This is a genomic window from Streptomonospora alba, assembly GCF_000826685.1.
Lineage (GTDB): Bacteria > Actinomycetota > Actinomycetes > Streptosporangiales > Streptosporangiaceae > Streptomonospora > Streptomonospora alba.
This window is the reverse complement of sequence record NZ_JROO01000001.1, coordinates 130,706-147,371: the sequence shown is the minus strand read 5'-3', so window position 1 is coordinate 147,371 and position 16,666 is coordinate 130,706. Positions and strand designations below refer to the sequence as shown.

Annotated in this window: 17 protein-coding genes and 2 pseudogenes; 11 read left to right on the top strand and 8 right to left on the bottom strand. The window is 70.3% G+C overall.

Annotated features, from left to right (window positions below; all coding sequences use genetic code 11):
- Positions 1-42: 42 nt before the first annotated feature.
- Positions 43-1,011, bottom strand: a complete 969-nt coding sequence (locus LP52_RS00635) for a 4-hydroxy-3-methylbut-2-enyl diphosphate reductase (protein ID WP_040269730.1) — start codon at positions 1,009-1,011, stop codon at positions 43-45.
- 362 nt (positions 1,012-1,373) lie between these two features.
- Here LP52_RS00635 and LP52_RS00630 point away from each other — a divergent pair, with 362 nt between their 5' ends.
- The gene (locus LP52_RS00630) at positions 1,374-2,006 is read left to right on the top strand and encodes a hypothetical protein (RefSeq protein ID WP_040269729.1); all 633 of its coding nucleotides are present in this window, start codon (positions 1,374-1,376) and stop codon (positions 2,004-2,006) included.
- A gap of 439 nt (positions 2,007-2,445) precedes the next feature.
- Here the strand turns inward: LP52_RS00630 and LP52_RS00625 are convergent, their stop codons facing one another.
- Entirely contained in the window at positions 2,446-2,847 is a 402-nt protein-coding gene (locus LP52_RS00625) for a hypothetical protein (protein WP_052809263.1), read from the bottom strand.
- A 293-nt stretch (positions 2,848-3,140) separates the two neighbouring features.
- Between LP52_RS00625 and LP52_RS00620 the strand changes: the two genes are divergently transcribed.
- Together LP52_RS00620 and LP52_RS29080 are read left to right on the top strand one after the other, a co-directional pair.
- On the top strand, positions 3,141-3,980 hold the full coding sequence (locus LP52_RS00620; protein WP_040269727.1) for a patatin-like phospholipase family protein: 840 nt from the start codon (positions 3,141-3,143) through the stop codon (positions 3,978-3,980).
- Between the two features lie 82 nt (positions 3,981-4,062).
- Positions 4,063-4,343 (top strand): annotated as a pseudogene (locus LP52_RS29080) (IS30 family transposase); the annotation flags it as partial.
- A 99-nt stretch (positions 4,344-4,442) separates the two neighbouring features.
- Here the strand turns inward: LP52_RS29080 and LP52_RS00615 are convergent.
- A complete protein-coding gene (locus tag LP52_RS00615; protein WP_084722763.1) occupies positions 4,443-5,249 on the bottom strand; it encodes an ABC transporter permease in 807 nt (268 codons plus the stop codon).
- Positions 5,239-6,255 carry an ABC transporter ATP-binding protein gene (locus LP52_RS00610; protein ID WP_202966027.1) on the bottom strand — a complete coding sequence of 339 codons (1,017 nt, stop codon included), beginning with the start codon at positions 6,253-6,255 and terminating at the stop codon, positions 5,239-5,241. The genes LP52_RS00615 and LP52_RS00610 overlap by 11 nt, the downstream gene beginning before the upstream one ends.
- Positions 6,256-6,438: 183 nt before the next feature.
- Here LP52_RS00610 and LP52_RS00605 point away from each other — a divergent pair, with 183 nt between their 5' ends.
- The 4 genes from LP52_RS00605 to LP52_RS28640 all read left to right on the top strand — a co-directional run bounded on the left by LP52_RS00605 (position 6,439) and on the right by LP52_RS28640 (position 9,421).
- Positions 6,439-6,828: a YcaO-like family protein gene (locus LP52_RS00605; RefSeq protein WP_169775324.1), complete on the top strand. Its 390-nt coding sequence runs from the start codon at positions 6,439-6,441 to the stop codon at positions 6,826-6,828.
- 367 nt (positions 6,829-7,195) lie between these two features.
- Positions 7,196-7,411, top strand: coding sequence for a hypothetical protein (locus LP52_RS00600; RefSeq protein WP_157036139.1), 216 nt, complete (start codon positions 7,196-7,198; stop codon positions 7,409-7,411).
- A 435-nt stretch (positions 7,412-7,846) separates the two neighbouring features.
- The gene (gene xseA / locus LP52_RS00595) at positions 7,847-9,073 is read left to right on the top strand and encodes an exodeoxyribonuclease VII large subunit (RefSeq protein WP_040269721.1); all 1,227 of its coding nucleotides are present in this window, start codon (positions 7,847-7,849) and stop codon (positions 9,071-9,073) included.
- 12 nt (positions 9,074-9,085) lie between these two features.
- Complete coding sequence (locus tag LP52_RS28640) at positions 9,086-9,421, top strand: exodeoxyribonuclease VII small subunit (protein ID WP_274518771.1); 336 nt, start codon at positions 9,086-9,088, stop codon at positions 9,419-9,421.
- Positions 9,422-9,508: 87 nt separating this feature from the next.
- Here the strand turns inward: LP52_RS28640 and LP52_RS00585 are convergent, their stop codons facing one another.
- From LP52_RS00585 to LP52_RS00575, 3 genes are all read right to left on the bottom strand, one after another.
- The gene (locus LP52_RS00585; protein WP_238580667.1) at positions 9,509-10,063 is read right to left on the bottom strand and encodes a DUF6542 domain-containing protein; all 555 of its coding nucleotides are present in this window, start codon (positions 10,061-10,063) and stop codon (positions 9,509-9,511) included.
- Between the two features lie 32 nt (positions 10,064-10,095).
- A complete protein-coding gene (locus LP52_RS00580) occupies positions 10,096-11,553 on the bottom strand; it encodes a DNA recombination protein RmuC (RefSeq protein ID WP_040269720.1) in 1,458 nt (485 codons plus the stop codon).
- A gap of 129 nt (positions 11,554-11,682) precedes the next feature.
- Positions 11,683-12,642, bottom strand: coding sequence for an FkbM family methyltransferase (locus tag LP52_RS00575; RefSeq protein ID WP_193789923.1), 960 nt, complete (start codon positions 12,640-12,642; stop codon positions 11,683-11,685).
- Between the two features lie 302 nt (positions 12,643-12,944).
- On the opposite strand from LP52_RS00575, the gene ychF reads away from it, so the two are divergent.
- Positions 12,945-14,039 (top strand): redox-regulated ATPase YchF, encoded by a 1,095-nt coding sequence (ychF, locus tag LP52_RS00570; RefSeq protein WP_040269717.1) that lies wholly within the window; start codon positions 12,945-12,947, stop codon positions 14,037-14,039.
- 229 nt (positions 14,040-14,268) lie between these two features.
- Positions 14,269-14,415: pseudogene (locus LP52_RS28865) on the top strand (hypothetical protein); the annotation flags it as partial.
- Positions 14,416-14,469: 54 nt separating this feature from the next.
- On the opposite strand, the gene LP52_RS28635 reads toward LP52_RS28865, so the two are convergent.
- The gene (locus LP52_RS28635; RefSeq protein ID WP_084722762.1) at positions 14,470-15,297 is read right to left on the bottom strand and encodes a M23 family metallopeptidase; all 828 of its coding nucleotides are present in this window, start codon (positions 15,295-15,297) and stop codon (positions 14,470-14,472) included.
- A gap of 343 nt (positions 15,298-15,640) precedes the next feature.
- On the opposite strand from LP52_RS28635, the gene LP52_RS00555 reads away from it, so the two are divergent.
- Together LP52_RS00555 and LP52_RS00550 are read left to right on the top strand one after the other, a co-directional pair.
- Complete coding sequence (locus tag LP52_RS00555) at positions 15,641-15,841, top strand: ribbon-helix-helix protein, CopG family (protein ID WP_040269714.1); 201 nt, start codon at positions 15,641-15,643, stop codon at positions 15,839-15,841.
- Entirely contained in the window at positions 15,838-16,227 is a 390-nt protein-coding gene (locus LP52_RS00550) for a type II toxin-antitoxin system death-on-curing family toxin (RefSeq protein ID WP_202966026.1), read from the top strand. The genes LP52_RS00555 and LP52_RS00550 overlap by 4 nt, the downstream gene beginning before the upstream one ends.
- Positions 16,228-16,666: the final 439 nt, after the last annotated feature.

Genomic DNA, 16,666 nt, shown 5'->3' with positions numbered 1-16,666 from the left:
CGGTGCCGCCCGGCTACGCCGACCGCGGTCGGCCGCTGTGCCTCACTTCGCGGGCTCGGCCCGCAGATCGCGGCGCAGTTCCTTGGGCAGCGAGAACGTCAGGCTCTCCTGCGCGGTCTCGACCTCGTGCACGTCCTCGTAGCCCGAAAGCGCCAGGCGGTCCAGCAGGTCCTGGACGAGCAGGTCGGGAACCGAGGCGCCGCTCGTGACGCCCACCGTCTCGACGCCTTCGAGCCAGGACTCGTCCATCAGCGCGGCGGTGTCGATGAGGTGGGCGCTGGTGGCACCGGCGTCCAGGGCGACCTCGACGAGCCGCACCGAGTTGGAGGAGTTGTCCGAGCCCACGACGATCACCAGGTCGCATTCGGCGGCCATCTCCTTGACGGCGTCCTGCCGGTTGGAGGTGGCGTAGCAGATGTCGTCGCTGGGCGGGTCGAGCAGGTTGGGGAAGCGCTCGCGCAGCGCCTCGACGGTGGCGTTGGTCTCGTCGACCGACAGCGTGGTCTGCGACAGCCACGAGACGTTGTCGGGGTTGCGGACCTCGACCTTGTCGACCTCGTCGGGGCCGTCGACGACCTGGATGTGCTCGGGAGCCTCGCCGCTGGTGCCCTCGACCTCCTCATGGCCGTTGTGGCCGATGAGGATGATGTCGCGGTCCTCGGAGGCGAAGCGCTTGGCCTCCTTGTGGACCTTGGTCACCAGGGGGCAGGTCGCGTCGATGGTCTTCAGTTCCCGCCGCTCGGCCTCCTCGTGCACCTGCGGCGAGACGCCGTGGGCGGAGAACACCACGATGGCCTCTTCGGGGACCTCGGTGGTGTCTTCGACGAAGACGGCGCCGCGCTTCTCCAGCGAACTGACGACGTGGGTGTTGTGCACGATCTGCTTGCGCACGTAGACGGGAGCGCCGTACTGCTCCAGGGCCTTCTCGACCGTGATGACGGCGCGGTCCACGCCGGCGCAGTAGCCGCGGGGCTTGGCGAGCAGGACACGGCGGCGGTTCGTCGCAGTCATACTCCCATCCTAAGGGCCGCTTGCCGCGGCGGGTTCCCAGCCGGGGAGTGGCGGGCGGCACCGTCGCCCCGCCGGAGCGCGGCGCAGGCCAGAGGGACCGGGTGCCGTCCGCAGGTGACCCGGCGATAACGGTCGGCGCTCGTTTGCGTCGCGACGAGGCGAAAGCATTCACATTCAGCGCACTTCCGGCGACGCTTGCTCCCCTATTCTTGACCCACCGGTGAAGGTAAAGGCCGCTACAGCGGTGTCAGATCGCGCGGGACGGGACAGTCGTGAGTGTGCTACGTGTACCGTCCGAGCCGAGTCCGCGGGGCCGCGCGCAGCCCCGTCCTATGACGAGAGCATCAGGAGCCCCCAGTCCCATGTCGAATCCGTCCATCGCCAGCAAGCTGATGTCCATGGTCAAGGGCATCTTCGGACAGAAGGAAGATGCGGCCGAGCCGAGTCCGGCGTCCGCGCCCGCTGATAAGAAGGCGCAGACGGGGTCGGCTCAAAGCACCGGCGCCGCGGCCAACGGCACCGCGACCGCCGCGCCTGCCGAAGGGAAGGCCGCCGACGGCAAGACCGCCGACGGCAAGACCGCCGGCGGTAAGGCGACCGAGAGCCCGACGGCCGAGCCCGGCGCCGCGGGCGAGAAGAGTGCGCAGGCCGCTGAAGGGGACGCCTCCGAGGGTGGCGAGGCCTCCCACTTGGTCAGCCCCGAGGAGCGCGCCGCCGTCTCCGACGAGCTCGCCTCCGCCGAGGCCACCACCCAGGAGACCGACGACTCCGTGCTGGAGAACGTCCGCCGCCAGGCCGCCCCCGCGGGCGAGGACCTGCCGGTCCCCGGCTACGACGACCTCACCCTGCCTTCCATCCGTGCCCGCCTGCGCAAGCTCACCATCGACCAGGTGCGCGAACTGCGCGCCTACGAGGTCGCCCACGGCGAGCGCCAGGAGTTCATCAAGATGTACGACAACCGCATCGCCAAGCTGCAGAACGAGGGGCAGGAGTAGAGCGGCGGCCCCCCGAAGCCGCCGCGACGCCGCCGGACGAGGAGCCGGTGCGCCTCCGGCGCCAGCACGCGCCTGCCAGGCGTGTCCACAACTTCATATCCCCACGCCCGAAACCGGTCGCGCCGCCCGACGCGGCGGCCGCTCGGCCGCCTGCAGCGCGCCGCGGCCGACGCGGCCGGTGCGCTGCCCCGGGCGCTCTACGGCTGCCGTCGCGAGGTCCGACGCTGCGGCCCAGCGAGCGGTAGAGGAGTCGGGGCGGCGGCGCGCAAGGCCGCCACGGCGGTACACACCCTCGCGGGCAGCGTCCTGCCCAGCGCTCGCCACGAGCCGTGCGCGGCGCTCGGCCGCGGCCGGCGGGACGGTGGCCGTCGGCGCCGGTGTGTTTCCGCCGACCGCGTGCAGACCGCGTCCGGCCGTGCCCCCAGGGCCGGCCCCGGCGTCAGCGGATGTCGTTCACCCGGTCGCCGAGTCCCCCGATCTTGACGGGGGCGCGGCTGCTCCGCGCTTCGTCGCGCCCGGAGTCCCTGCGCTCGGATGCCTCGGCGAGCAGGTCCTGCAGCTCCTCCGCCACCCCCGGGTCCTCTTCGAGCCGCCGGCGCAGCCGCTCGCGCCACAGCGCCTCGGCTCCGGCGCGGACCGCGGGCCGGTCGGTGCCGGACGCCGCCGCGATGTCGTCGCTGCAGCGCTGCAGTTCGGCGAGGGCCTGCTGCTGGCTGTCGGGGTCGCCGCGTCCCAGCACCGGAGCCAGCCGGTCGCGCAGCGCGGTCCATCCGTCCGCGGTCATGGCCTCGACCAGTGCGGTGGAGGCGGAAGCGGACAACGCGGCGATCTGCTCGTGCACTCGCGACTCCTCGGTTCCGTACGGTTCCTGGAAGCACCCTAGGCGACCGCGCACAGGGCCGGAAAGCCCGCGCATACGGGGCATCCCGCTTCGTGGGAGACCGGTGTCGACGCCACGGCCGCGCATCCGCCGGGGCGGATTCCTAAACCCCGCACACTGGCCGCACCCGGCCATACTCGGCCTCGGCCGCCCGTGTTCGCCGCGACGGGCCCGGGCAGCGGCGCGGCGGGGGTGTGGCGATACGGCGGGGGGCTTGAGAGAGTGTCGGCGTCGAATACGCGGAAGGAGCTTCCATGGGGCGCACGCTCGTGCTGGGCGGCGGAGGCATCACCGGAATCGCCTGGGAGCTGGGCGTGCTCGCCGGGCTTCACGAGTCCGGGATCGACCTGTCCGACGCAGACACCGTCATCGGAACCTCCGCGGGATCGGTCGTGGGCGCGCAGATCACCTCGGGCGCCGTGCTGGAGGACCTCTACGCCCGCCAGCTGCGCCCGCCCGAAGGCGAGATCGGCGCACACCTGCATCCCGGCGTGCTCGCCCGCTGGGTGTGGGCGTTCGTGCGTGAGCGCGACCCCCGCCGGGCGCGCGCCCGCATCGGACGGATGGCCCACGCGCGATCGGAGAGTTCGCTGGCCGAGCGGCGGCGCGTGATCGCCTCCCGCCTGCCCGCTGCCGAATGGCCGAGCGCCGACCTGCGCATCGCCGCGGTCGACGCCCGAACCGGCGATCGCGTGGTGTTCGGCCGCGACGGGGGCGCCGAACTCGTCGACGCGGTGACGGCCAGCTGCGCGGTCCCGGGCGTCTGGCCGCCCGCCGTGATCGGCGGCCGCCCTTACATCGACGGCGGTGTCTACTCGACCTGCAACGCCGACCTCGCCGCAGGCAGCGAGCGCGTCGTGGCGCTGGCCCCCATCGCCCGCGGCGCAGGACCGCTCCCCAGCCCCGCCGACGACCTCGCCGCGTTGGAGGCCTCAGGCGCCCGGACGGTCCTGGTCACCCCCGACGCCGCTGCGGTCGCGGCCATCGGCCCCAACGTCCTCGACCCCGCCGCCCGGGCCCCGTCGGCCCAGGCCGGCCGCCGCCAGGCCCCGGAGATCGCGGAGCGGATCGCCCGGGTGTGGAACAGGGATTGAGAGCGCCCGCACTGGCGCCCCGTCTCCCGGAGCATCGCGCCCAGGACCCGTGAGGGCTCCGCGTTCCCCCTGGGGCCTGACGTCGGTGCCCTGGGGCAACGGCACCGAGACGGGGCGCCATGCCGCGGCGACCGAGGTGGAGGTGTGTTCGCCGATCCGCGTTCGCCCTGGCAGCGGCCCACCGACGGGAACACGAACCGCCTGATCTGGGCGTATCCGCCCAAGGGCACCGGGATCAACCGGCACCAGCCGTATCCGACCGCGATCGCCGAGGAGCTCAGCAACCGGCCGCGGGCGTGCTTGGGGTTCTCCCCTCCAAAGGTCTTCCAGAAGCAGCTGCTCGACGGTGTTGCTTCCACGATTCGACACCACCAACGACTACGTCATGCACGACGGCGACGTCGTCGACTTCCGGTTCGATGTCTGATCACTTGAACAGGAGGGGAATGCCGCCCGAATCGGCTACTTCTTGCGCCAGAGCAGCAGGCCGCCGACGACGGAGGCTATCGCCAGCGGGAGCGCGATGAGTAGCTTCGCCCACACAGAGCCGCTGATCTCCTGCCCGGTGTACAGGAGACCGAGAGCCTCGAACCACTGCTTGAGCGGATTCCACTCCAGGACGTCCTGCATGATCTGCGGCAGCTCCGCAACGGGGACGGCGGCGCCGGATCCGAAGTACATGACGAAGAAGAGGACCGCGGAGATGCCCTGGATCGCGCGGGAGTCCAGGGGCAGGGATCCCACGAGGAAGCCGAGCGAGCACAACCAGCCGATCATGAGAAACACGAGGAGCCAGAACAGCGGATTCGCGGCTGCCGGGAGCAGTCCGTGCGCGAGCCCGATGACCGTGACCACGAGGAGTATCCCGAGGAGTGCCAGAACGAGCATCGACAGCACGAGCGCGAGGACGAACAGGACGATCGGCAGCGGCAGCGTCCGGTACCTGACGTCCACCCGGCGTGCGCGGAGCTCGGCGAGGTAGATGGGCAGGCCCATCACCGCCAGGTTCGCAACCGCGGTTCCGAGCAGTGCGGGGAAGATCTGGTCGATGTAGCGGACTCCCCCGGAAACCTGCTGCTCCGCGAAGGGGAGCCCGATGAACAGGTAGATCACCATGGGGAAGGCGAGGCTGAAGAAGACCGCGACCGGCTGTCTGAACAGCACTTTCGTCTCCTGGACGAACCAGGCCCAAAGGATCGCCGCCCGGCCGGCCGGGCGAGGTCGTTCCGCCGGGGCGAAGATCTCTGCGCTGCGATTCTCAGCCGTCATGTCCGCTTTCCGTCATCGATGTGAAGACGTCCTCGAGCCGGATCGCTCCCTTGAGTAGATCGCGATATCGGCCCTCGCCGCTGTGCTTCATGGATTCGAGGCGATCGGCGATCGCGGTGATCTGCTCTCGCTCGCCGAACACGGTCACTGTCGAGGCCCTCTCTCGCGTCTCGAGCTCGGAGTCCGTGAGCATGCGACGGACCTCCTCGTCCGGTCGGCTCACGCGGAGCCGCCAGGTACCGCCGGCGCCGGCGAGGATCTCGGAGACCGTCCCCTCGGCCTCCACGCGTCCCTGCGTCATGACGATCATGCGATCGGCGAAGGCCTCGACCTCCGACAGGTCGTGTGTGGAGGTGATGATGGCCGTGCCGGCGCTGCACACTTCGCGGAAGAAGTGCCACATGTCGCCGCGAGCGTCGGGATCGATTCCGCTCGTGGGTTCGTCGAGGATCAGCAGACTGGGTCGGCCGATGCAGGCGACGGCGACATCGAGTCGACGCTGCAAACCACCGGAGAGCTTGTCCACCGATGTGCCCAGATAGCTGCGCAGCCCCATGCTGTCGACGATGACATCGATCGGTCCCGGATCGACGTACAGGGCCGACTTCGCGTGGATGGCCTCGCGCACCTTCAGACCCCCGGGGAGTCGGGAGTCCTGGAGCTGGACTCCGGTGCGGAGTCGGGCGTCGAAAGTGCCGGAGACGATGTCGCCGGAGATCCGTGCCTCTCCGCTGTCCGGGCTCCGCAGCCCCGAGAGGATTTCCATCGACGTGGTCTTGCCTGAACCGTTCGGCCCCACGACGACGAGCACTTCCCCCGGGTAGACGTGCAAGGACACCTCGTCGACCGCAGTGACGGTGCCGTAGACCTTGCGTATGGAACGAAGCTCACCGGCGGGTGTGTCTCTCGACATCATCGCGCGACGCTGGCACAGGAGAGCAGACGGCGCAAGGCGCGCCCGCGCTGCCGCGAGGACCACAACCTGCGTGAATGCGTCATCGATCATCGAATCCCCTGGGCGCCTCCCCTCAACTCTGGTGACGGTGCCCGCGGCCTCGATGAGCTGCTCACCGTCTACAGTCCTTTCGGTGCCATCCGAAACGTCCTGACCTCATTCCGGTCCAGCGTGGGACCCGATGGCTACCAGGGCTCCGCCACCCCCATGTCCCTCGATCATCAGCTGCGGCGGATGCTCGGCATGCCCGGAGTCTCGGCGGGACTGGATCGTGACATCTACGGCGGGGGCAAGGGACTGCTCCTCTCCGGCTCGGTCGCCTCTTCGCTCGGTGAGGCGGTCGAGCGGATGCTCGGGTCGTTCTCGTCGCTTCAGGTCAGAGGATCCGAGGACCGGACGACGGCGACCGCCGCCGAGATGCGATCAGCCGGCGTCGACTTCGTCGGACCCGATCAGTACGACTCCTACACCGAGGCCCAGTTGTCGACCCCGGGATTCCTCTTCCAGCGCTGGACCGAGGACACGCGGCTGGTTTGGCATCGCGGGAAGAACCTCATCAGTTCCGGAACTCGCTCCGGCATTCCCGCCCGACAATCCGCAACTGGGGCACCGCCGGTACAGTGAAGTTCCGCAGAAGCTCGGTCTGATCGATCGGCCCTGGACCTATGAGGACATGCCGACGGATCCGCTGCCCTATCCGTAAGCACGCAATTCCCCGGCTTCGCCGTCCGTTGTCGCAGGGCACGTCGCATACACCTTGACGAATGAATCGCATCTGAGGTCACATGGCTAATATCGAGATCGATCGGCGCCGCGTGAACCTGGGTATCGTGCTCATCCTCGTGGCATTCGCAATGAAACTCCCCATGGCCATCCTCACCATTGCCTACCCGGCCGGATCCGAGGGGCTGGTGCCCGATTCCGGCGGCCCGGGACGCGGTCCCCACAGATCACGACGGTTCCGGGCTACAGCCTCAAGGAGGAGCTCGTGATGCTCGCCCACCCGGGGTGCTCCATCGAGTACGTGCCGAGCAGTGCGACCACTCGGGCCAGGGAGTTCCTCTTCCTCGGCCTGCAGAACGCACCCGCCGGCAAGCTCGTCGCCGACGAGAACAGGGGGGGTGACCCGGCGGCCTTCCTGCTCTCACTGCGTCCGCGGCGCGCCGACGAGGGCGTGATCGAGGACGTCGGGGACGGGGCGCCGTGACTCCGGGCCGTCAGCGTCGGCGTCCCGGAACATCGCGGATGTGGCGGCTGGAGTTGTGCGAGCCCGACAGCGGGCGGCGCGCCTGCCCGCCCGCCGTCGGATACGGCGATGGGTGCGGGCAGACCTCGCACGGTGCCCATATTCACTTCGTTCCGGTTCTCACGTGAGGGACCCGGCTATACCCCGGCGGTCGTCGTCCCGCCCGCAGACTCGCGGGACGACCTGTCCGGCACGGCTGGAAGCCGTCACGGACGGGAGCCTGCTTATCGAGAGAGCCCGCTCGCACCGCAAGTCCCGCCCCACATCCACCAGGTTCGAGAACGGTTCCGGCTGATGAGGCGTCAAGCACCGGTTCCTTGAACCGCGGTTCGGTGACAAGCAGCGCGCCGTGCCCGGGAACGTGTTCTGTCGGTGGGCTGCTCTAGGCTCGCAGCCATGGGTATGGAGAGCTCGGCCGAGTCCCCGCAGCCCGTCCGCGTCGTGATGCAGGCGGTCGGCGGGTGGATCGGACGGCTGGGCAAGATCTGGGTCGAGGGACAGGTCGCCGAGATGAGCCGCCGGGGCGGCACCGTCTTCATGACCCTGCGCGACCCCGTGGCCAACGTCTCGGCGCGCGTGGTGTGCCCGGTGCGGGTGCTGGAGGCGGTCGCGCCGGTCCCCGAGGCCGGCGCCAGGCTCGTCGTGCACGCCAAGCCCGACTTCTACGTCGCCCGCGGCACGTTCTCACTGCTCGCGCTGGAGGTCCGCCACGTCGGGCTCGGCGAGCTGCTGGCCCGGCTGGAGCGCCTGCGGGCGACACTGGCCTCCGAGGGCCTGTTCGCCGACAACCGCAAGCGCTCGCTGCCGTTCCTGCCGGGCACGGTCGGGCTGGTCTGCGGGCGCCAGTCGGCGGCCGAGCGCGACGTCCTGGAGAACGGCCGCCGCCGCTGGCCCGCCGTCCGCTTCGAGGTCCGCGAGGTCGCCGTCCAGGGCGACCGTGCCGTGGGCGAGGTACTCAACGCGCTCAAGGAGCTCGACGCCCACCCCGACGTCGACGTGATCATCGTCGCGCGCGGCGGCGGGTCCTTGGAGGACCTGCTGCCCTTCTCCGACGAAGCGCTGATGCGCGCCGTCGCCGCGACACGCACGCCGGTGGTCAGCGCCATCGGGCACGAGCAGGACAGCCCGCTGCTCGACCTGGTCGCCGACGTCCGCGCCTCCACACCCACCGACGCCGCCAAGAAGACGATCCCCGATGTCGGCGAGCAGCTCCAGCTCGTCCGGCAGCTGCGCGACCGCGGCAGGCGCGTGCTTGTCGGCGGCGTCGAGCGCGAGCGGTCGTGGTTGGCCGGTATGCGTTCGCGTCCGGTGCTCGCCAGTCCGATGCGTGAGATGGATCGGTTGACCGAGCAGGTCACCGGGCTGCGCGATCGAGCGCGGCGGTGCATGAGCGTGGCGCTGGACCGCGCCGGCGACGACCTCTCCCACACCCGCGCCCGGCTGCACGCGCTCTCACCCGCCACCACTCTGGCGCGCGGTTACGCGATCGTGCAGCGGGCGGACGGAGCCGTGGTGCGCTCGGCCGACGAGGTCGAGCGCGGCGATCCGCTGCGGGTGCGCTTCGCCGAGGACAGCATCACCACGACCGTCGACGGCACCGATTCCGGCGACGGCGACGAGTAGGAGGACAGCGCAGTGGCCGCCAAGGACAGCACCGAGAAGGGCGCCGCCGGCAACGGCGACGCCGCGAACGGCAAGGCGCAGGAGAGCCGCAACGCCGACACCGGCGCCGCGTCCGAGGGCGCCGAGGCCGAGATGAGCTACGAGGAGGCGCGCGACGAACTCGACGCCGTCGTCCGCAAGCTCGAAGCCGGCGGCCTGACGTTGAAGGAGTCGCTTGCCCTGTGGGAGCGCGGCGAGAGCCTCGCCGCCACCTGTGAGCAGTGGCTCGAAGGCGCCCGCGCCAAGCTCGCCGTGGCGATGGAGGAGCGCGGCCAGGGCGGCGACTCTCAGGAAGACGCGCCCTTCTGATCCGAACCGCGGCGATCCTGTCACCGCCGTGGGTGGCGGCGGCGTGCCGCGACGGCGGCTACGAGGTCGAGGGGGAGTCCGCCCCCGCTACTGCTTGCGGTGCGGCTTGTCCGGCGTCGCGGACCGAGGGCTGCGGCCGTTGACCTCGTCGCTGAAGTCGCGGATGTTGCCGGGCAGTCCGCGGAAGACCGCGATCACCAGGACCAGCGCCGTGCCCAGGAACAGCGACGGGGCGACGTCGGCCAGGCGGGTGGCCATGCCGATGGCGACCGCGCGGGAGAACCCCTCCTGGCCCAGAGTCACCGCGACCTCGGCCAGGAGCGCGGCGACGAAGTAGGCCAGCGGCGGGCTTACGGTCAGCGACAGCAGGTCGGTGGGGCGTACCAGCAGCGCCGCCGCCACGCAGGCGGCCGTGAACCCGATCCCGCCGACCAGGGGCGACCCGGCCAGGTGGCCGATCAGTGCGCAGACCAGGCTTACGGCGGTGATCAGCAGGATGCCGCCGCGCCCGGTGAGGCGGACGCCCCTGGCCGCACCCCCGCCCGCAGGGCCCTCGGGCTCGGTGCGAAGGGTGGTGCGGCTGGGCGCGCTCTGCACGGAGAACGGCGCTGCGTCCATGCGCTGCGGCTTGCGCGTTGCCATGTCGGCACGCTCCCTAGTGCGACCCACAGTGATCAGTATGTCACTCCCGGTGAAAAGTTTGTCTCTTCCTCCCGCGCCGTGTCCCCGTCCCGGTGCGCGTCGGTGGGCTCCTCCGAGCCGCCGTCCGTGCCCACGGCCGCCTCAGCGGAGCCGTCACCGTTCACGGCAGCCGCCTCGAACGGCGATCCGTAGATTTCGACGCGGGGATCGGGGGAGGGGGTTCCGTGCTCGGAGTCTGCGCCCCACTCGGTGTCTTCCCCGTGCCCGCGGTCCTCACCCGCCAGTTCCGCCGAGGCGAGCGGCCGCGCCTGCTCCTCGACGCCGCCCGGCCGCCCGAGATCGCCCTCGACCAGTCCCAGTTCCTCGAACCTGCGCGCCGTCACCAGCACGCGGCTTTCCAGCGAGCCCACCGTCTGGTTGTAGGCCGTGACGGTGCGCGAGAGCGCCTTGCCCAGTCCTTCCATGTGCCCGCCGAGCGTCGACAGCCGCGAGTACAGCTGCTTGCCCAGGTCGAAGACAGCCCGCGCGTTCTCGCTCAGGGCCTCCTGCTGCCATGCGTACTGCGCGGTGCGCAGCAGCGAGATCAGCGTGGTGGGCGTGGCGATGTGCACTTTGCGGCCCATCGCGTGCTCCAGCAGCTGGGGGTCGTGCTCCAGAGCCGGCGCAAGGAACGCCTCACCCGGCACGAACAGCACCACGAACTCCGGGGCGGGGGTGAACGCCGCCCAGTAGGACTTGGCCGAGAGCTGGTCGACGTGGGAGCGCAGCTGCTTGCTGTGCGCGCGCAGGCGCTCGGCGCGCGTGTCGGCGTCGTCGGTCTCGACCGCCTCCAGGTAGGCGGCCAGCGACACCTTGGAGTCCACGACGATGTTCTTCCCGCCTGCGAGCCGCACCACCATGTCCGGCCGCAACCGGCCGTTGTCGGTGTTCGCGCCGGCCTGCTCGTCGAAGTCGCAATAGGAGCTCATCCCCGCCAGCTCGGCCACCCGCCGCAGCTGCAGTTCACCCCACCGCCCGCGTGCCTCGGGCCGCCGCAGCGCGCTCACCAGCGACTGGGTCTGATCGCGCAGCCGCTCCGAACCCTGGCGCACCTGGTCGACCTGCTGAGCCAGCTCGGCGTGCGCGGCCCGGCGTCCCGCGTCCACCTCGCGCAGCTGGGTCTCCACCCGGCTGAGCGTGTCCTTGAGCGGGGACACGAGCTGCTCGACGGCCGCCCGGCGCTCCTCCACGTCCTTGCCGGTCTCGGCGCCGACGGCGCGCAGCCGCCCTTCGGCCATCTCCATGAACCGGCGGTTGGTCTCGTCCAGGGCCTCGGCCGACAGCGACCGGAAGCGCTCGCCGAGCCGGTCCTCGATGTAGGCGGCGCGCTCGTCGGCCGCGCCGGCGTGTGCTCGCGCCTCGGCGAGCCGGCCCCGCGCCAGCATCCACCCCAGCACCGCACCGATCGCGATTCCCACCAGAAGCACCAGGATCAAGTCAAGGGCGTCCATAGCCGCCCATCGTCTCAACCCGCGCACCCCGGCACCGCGCGCCACGCGCGGGCAAGAGGAAGGCAAAGGGCGTGCCGCCGCCGTCCCCGGTGCGTGCCTGTGCGGCCCTGTGCGGCCGGCCGACCGGTGTCAGACCTGGGGCGCGGGCGTGCCCAAGGCGCGGTACCAGTCGCGGGCGGTGTGCCAGACCCGCTCGGGCACCGGCTCGGGCGCGAACAGCCACATCCGCTGCCCCGGGTCGGGCCCGCGGCCGACGATGACCGCGCGCAGCGGGTAGGGCGGCTCGCCGCAGAGGTGGTACCAGCAGTAGCCGAAGGGCTCCAGCAGCGCCATCAGCCGCTCTTCGGCGCCGTGCTCGGGGCGTACCTCGCAGAAGATCCACGGGCGGAAGCGCCGCAGCACCTCGAAGGCGCCGGCGACGACGTCGGGCTCGGTGCCCTCGGTGTCGATCTTGACGATCGAGGGGGCCGCGCCGGCGCGCTCGCGCCAGTGGGAGAGCGTCTCCACGCGCACGAGCACCCGGCCGAGTTGGGTTCTGGTGTCGGGAGTCAGCGTGTTGGCGGTGTCGGCGACCGGGGAGATGCGCAGAGCCGCCGTTCCGCTGTGGTTGCTCAGCGCGAGCCGGACGACCTCCACGCCGAGTCCGTTGTCACGGGAGACGGCCTGGGCGGTGTCGGCGATACGGGGCGCCGGCTCGAAGGCGTAGACCCGCCGGCGGCTGCGGGCGGCGGCGAGCGCGGCGTAGAGGCCGATGTTGGCTCCGACGTCCAGCACCGCACCGGGGCGGGTGTGCTCCAGGGCGGCGAGGTAGCAGGCCACCGTCTCGGGTTCGTAGGAGGCAAGACCCCCTTGGTGCAGGCGCCGCGCTACCCGGTAGTCGCCGGGCGCGGTGATGGTCAGCGAGGAGCGGTCGGCGCCGCCCGAGCCGGCGCGGCGCGGCAGGGCCAGCTCGAATCGCCGCTCCCGCGGCGGGACCTGCGCCGGGTTCAGGCCGCCCAGACGCTGGGGCAACCGGATCCGGATCTGGCGGGTGGCGTAATGCACCGCCGGGTATCGGTGGACGAAGGCGCGCATCTGGCCGTGTACCACGAACGGTCCCCCCACTCTGTGCCTCGCGTGCTGCAGCGGCGGCCCGCACGCACCCGTCTCCCGCCGCGGCGCACCGGCGCGGACGTGTCCGCCGCCCCCAGCGGCCGAACCGGGTTCCCCTCCCGAACGGTGCGCCCCGATGGGATGCACTCGTGCCTACGTGACCGGTTCAACATGAAACTACTCCGAAACGGGCCAGCTCGCAGGGCGTTTCATCCGAAGATGGCGCGCGTGTCACCGAAAAGTCCGCGTCAGCCGCGGACGGCGAGTCCGCCCTCCGCGAGCGCCTAGACTCGGGCCCCGTGAGTCTGTCAATTGGGATCGTCGGCCTGCCGAACGTCGGCAAGTCCACACTGTTCAACGCACTGACCAAAAACGAAGCTCTCTCGGCGAACTACCCGTTCGCCACCATCGAGCCCAACGTCGGGGTCGTGGGGGTGCCCGACTCCCGGATCGGCACCCTGGCCGAGATGTTCTCCTCGGCCAAGACCATCCCGGCGACGGTCGACTTCGTGGACATCGCCGGCATCGTCCGCGGCGCCTCCGAAGGCGAAGGGCTGGGCAACCAGTTCCTGGCCAACATCCGTGAGAGCGATGCGATCTGCCAGGTCATCCGCGTCTTCGACGACGACGATGTCACCCACGTCGAGGGCGACATCCAGCCCTCGCGCGACATCGAGACCATCAACACCGAGCTGATCCTCGCCGACCTGCAGACTCTGGACAAGGCGCTTCCGCGGTTGGAGAAGGACGCCAAGCGCAACGCCAAGGACAAGACCGCCCAGGAGACGCTGGGCGCCGCCCAGGAGGCCCGCCGGGTCCTGGACGAGGGCGTCGGGCTGTCGGTGGGCGCCAAGCCGGCCGGCATCGACGTGTCGCTGCTGCGCGAGCTGAACCTGCTCACGGTCAAGCCGTTCATCTACGTGTTCAACCTCGACAGCGAGGAACTGGGCGACTCCGCGCTGCGCGCCAAGCTCTCGGAGCTGGTGGCCCCGGCCGAGGCGATCTTCCTCGACGCCAAGATCGAGTCGGAGCTGACCGAGCTCGACGACGAGGAAGCGGCCGAGCTGCTGGAGTCGCTGGGCCAGAGCGAATCCGGGCTTGCGCAGCTGGCCCGTGTCGGGTTCGCCACGCTGGGCCTGCAGACCTATCTCACCGCCGGGCCCAAGGAGGCCCGAGCCTGGACCATCCGCAAGGGAGCCACGGCCCCCGAGGCGGCCGGTGCCATCCACACCGACTTCCAGCGGGGCTTCATCAAGGCCGAGATCGTCTCCTTCGACGACCTGATCGCGGCGGGTTCCATGCAGGCGGCCCGGGCGGCGGGCAAGGTCCGCATGGAGGGCAAGGAGTACGTGATGGCCGACGGCGACGTGGTGGAGTTCCGCTTCAACGTGTGAGGGACTGACGGCTCGGTGCCGTTGACCTCCCAGGCTGCGTGCCGAGGTGGTGATCTGACGTGGCCGAGCCGCAGCCGCCGTGGTCCTACGGGACTCTGAAGTCGGTCGCCGCCGTTCTGGCGGAGACCGAAAACGGCCTGACCGGCAGGGAGATCGATGATCTGCTCGCTCGGCTGAACATGAGCGATCCGCTGCCGGACGCGACTAAGCGGGACCGCCTCGCCGAGGCATTCGTCGTGCGCCAGAACGAGGACCGCAGCCCCAAGCGCGTCATCACCTTCATCGTCGCTGCGATGGAGCCTGTCCGATATCGGGACCGGCCAGAGTTTTACGCCGCCCCCGCACGTGGTACTCCCTCACGTCGGAGGGTCGGGCAGCGTTCGACGCGTACATCGCGGCGCTGCGCGAGATCGTGGACGCGCCGGAATCTCTAGCGCGGATCGGCCGCGACGAACAGCTCCTCGTTCGCCGGCACGCCGCGCCGCGCCTCACCGTCGGCGGCGTACTCCCACTCGAACGGCAGGCCGCGGGCGGTCGTGATGTCCGTGCCCTCCATCAGCTGGAAGTGCACGTGCGGGTCCGAGGAGTTCCCCGAGTTCCCGCACTCGGCGAGCTGCTGCCCGGCGGTCACCCGGTCCCCGGGCGACACCCGGAGCGAGCCGCGGCGCAGGTGCGCCAGCACCGCGACGATCGACCCGTCGGTCTCCGCGCGCAGGAGCACGTAGTTGCCCAGCAAGCGTCGGGGCGCGCCGAGGCTGCGCACGACGCCCTCGACGAGCAGGTAGATCAGCCCGGCAGGGGACAGGCGCGTGAGATGGTCCCGGCTCGCCCCGCAGGTCTCGACGACGACGCCGTCGACGGGAGCGAGCACCGGGCGGCCGAAGGACGGAAAGCTCTGCGGGCGGCGCATCTGCGGCCACAGCCAGTCCATCGCCCGCGGCGGCGCGCCCTCGGGTACGTGGGTGATGTCGATGGCGTAGGTCTGGGCGAGGCCGTGGGTGTGCGAGGGGACCTTCGAGGCGGGGGAGTTCAGTCCTCGCCAGCGACCGGTCACGGGCACCCCGACGAGCAGCGGCTCCCTCTCCTCGACGGGGCGCTGGTTGCGGCCGCGCAGGAACTGCCCCGCCGGTCCCAGCACGAGCAGGGCGACCCCGAGCAGGTACAGCACTCCGATCCCGACGTCGAGCGAGACGGTCACGATGATCAGCACCGCGCCGAGGGCGATCGCGGGGCCGGACAGGCGCAGCAGGAATTTCACAGAGGATCCTTGTCGTGGGGGACTGTTGGTCACTGCGCGGTCGGTCGACGGTCCCAGTCGCGTCTGAGTAAGCCGTACACCCAGGGGTCCGACACGTCGCCGCTGACGATGCAGTCCTCGCGCAGCGTATCCTCGCGGACGAAACCGAGCTTCTCGAGAACTCTCGCCGATCCGGTATTGCGGGTGTCGGTCTCCGCCTGGACCCCTGTTCAGATCCAGGTCGCGAATGCCCACGTCAGCGGCTCCTCCGCCGCTTCGGCTCCCGCTCCGTGTGTCCAGACGTGATTCTCGGATCACAGTGCTCGCTTGATACCGCGTGGTATCACTTGCTACCGTCTATGGCATGGCCATGACACTGCGACTCACTGACGCCGAGGACCAGGCCCTGACTGAGCAGGCCGCCCGGGAGCACAGGTCCAAGCAGGAAGTCGCCAGGGCGGCGATCCTCGAATACACGTCGCGTCGTGTCCGCAAGCGCGATGACCTGCTCGCCAAGATCGGCCGCGAGAACGCCGGCGCGCTCGAGCGACTGGCTGATTCGTGAGCGAGGAGATCGAATACCTCGACCTCGATGATCTGGTGGCTGCGGCCGATGTAGCGATCGGCCGCAGCCACCAGGTGCGTGATTGGGGGCTGTTCGAGTCGGCCCTGGCTCGCCCCAAAGCATCGGTCTTCGGAGAGGACGCCTACCCGGGACTCGACGGGAAGGCGGCCGCGTTGCTGCACTCGCTCGTTACCAACCACCCCTTGGTGGACGGCAACAAGCGGTTGGGGCTGGTCGCTGTCCTCCTGTTCTATGGCATGAACGGCTGCGACCTCACGGCGACCGAGGACGAGCGAGTGGAATTGATCCTCGCTATCTCGGACGGAGAACTCAGCGACGTCGAGAAGATCGCTGAGTACATGGCTCCGTGGGTGGTCCGGCCCTGACAGGTCGTCGGTGCACGTGTGACGCCGTGCGCGTCGGTTCAGGACGGCGCTCCCGCGAGGTCGTCCCTTGCCGACCGGGCTGAGGCGGCCGCAGGCGTACGTGGGTGACGGAACCGCCGCTGCTGCGCTGTGGGCGTGTATTCCGGACAGCTTTTTACGACGGCCACGCCGTGTCCGGTTGTCCGACCGGTTCTGTACTGCGTGTGATTTTCCCAGCTCAGACATTTTGGTCGTAGTGCTGTGAACCGGCTGGGAACTCCAGGTGAAAGGCGCCACACCTCTTCCCTCCCACACCGCGCCGCAGGCCGCCGGCCTTCGGTGGCCGTTCCCCCGCCCCCGATGCGAATACGCAGGTGGAAGCCTGCGCTGTGAGTCCGTACCGGCCTCTCTAGAGACCCGAAGGACAGAGAAACCTTCCTGTAGAGCGGTAGCTTCCTTT

Bases quoted from the DNA above. Each gene is read 5' to 3' on its own strand.
- LP52_RS00635 (WP_040269730.1), bottom strand. From the start codon at position 1,011: ATGACTGCGACGAACCGCCGCCGTGTCCTGCTCGCCAAGCCCCGCGGC.
- LP52_RS00630 (WP_040269729.1), top strand. From the start codon at position 1,374: ATGTCGAATCCGTCCATCGCCAGCAAGCTGATGTCCATGGTCAAGGGC.
- LP52_RS00620 (WP_040269727.1), top strand. From the start codon at position 3,141: ATGGGGCGCACGCTCGTGCTGGGCGGCGGAGGCATCACCGGAATCGCC.
- LP52_RS00615 (WP_084722763.1), bottom strand. From the start codon at position 5,249: ATGACGGCTGAGAATCGCAGCGCAGAGATCTTCGCCCCGGCGGAACGA.
- LP52_RS00610 (WP_202966027.1), bottom strand. From the start codon at position 6,255: ATGATCGATGACGCATTCACGCAGGTTGTGGTCCTCGCGGCAGCGCGG.
- LP52_RS00605 (WP_169775324.1), top strand. From the start codon at position 6,439: ATGCTCGGCATGCCCGGAGTCTCGGCGGGACTGGATCGTGACATCTAC.
- LP52_RS00600 (WP_157036139.1), top strand. From the start codon at position 7,196: ATGCTCGCCCACCCGGGGTGCTCCATCGAGTACGTGCCGAGCAGTGCG.
- xseA (WP_040269721.1), top strand. From the start codon at position 7,847: ATGGGTATGGAGAGCTCGGCCGAGTCCCCGCAGCCCGTCCGCGTCGTG.
- LP52_RS00585 (WP_238580667.1), bottom strand. From the start codon at position 10,063: ATGGCAACGCGCAAGCCGCAGCGCATGGACGCAGCGCCGTTCTCCGTG.
- LP52_RS00580 (WP_040269720.1), bottom strand. From the start codon at position 11,553: ATGGACGCCCTTGACTTGATCCTGGTGCTTCTGGTGGGAATCGCGATC.
- LP52_RS00555 (WP_040269714.1), top strand. From the start codon at position 15,641: ATGGCCATGACACTGCGACTCACTGACGCCGAGGACCAGGCCCTGACT.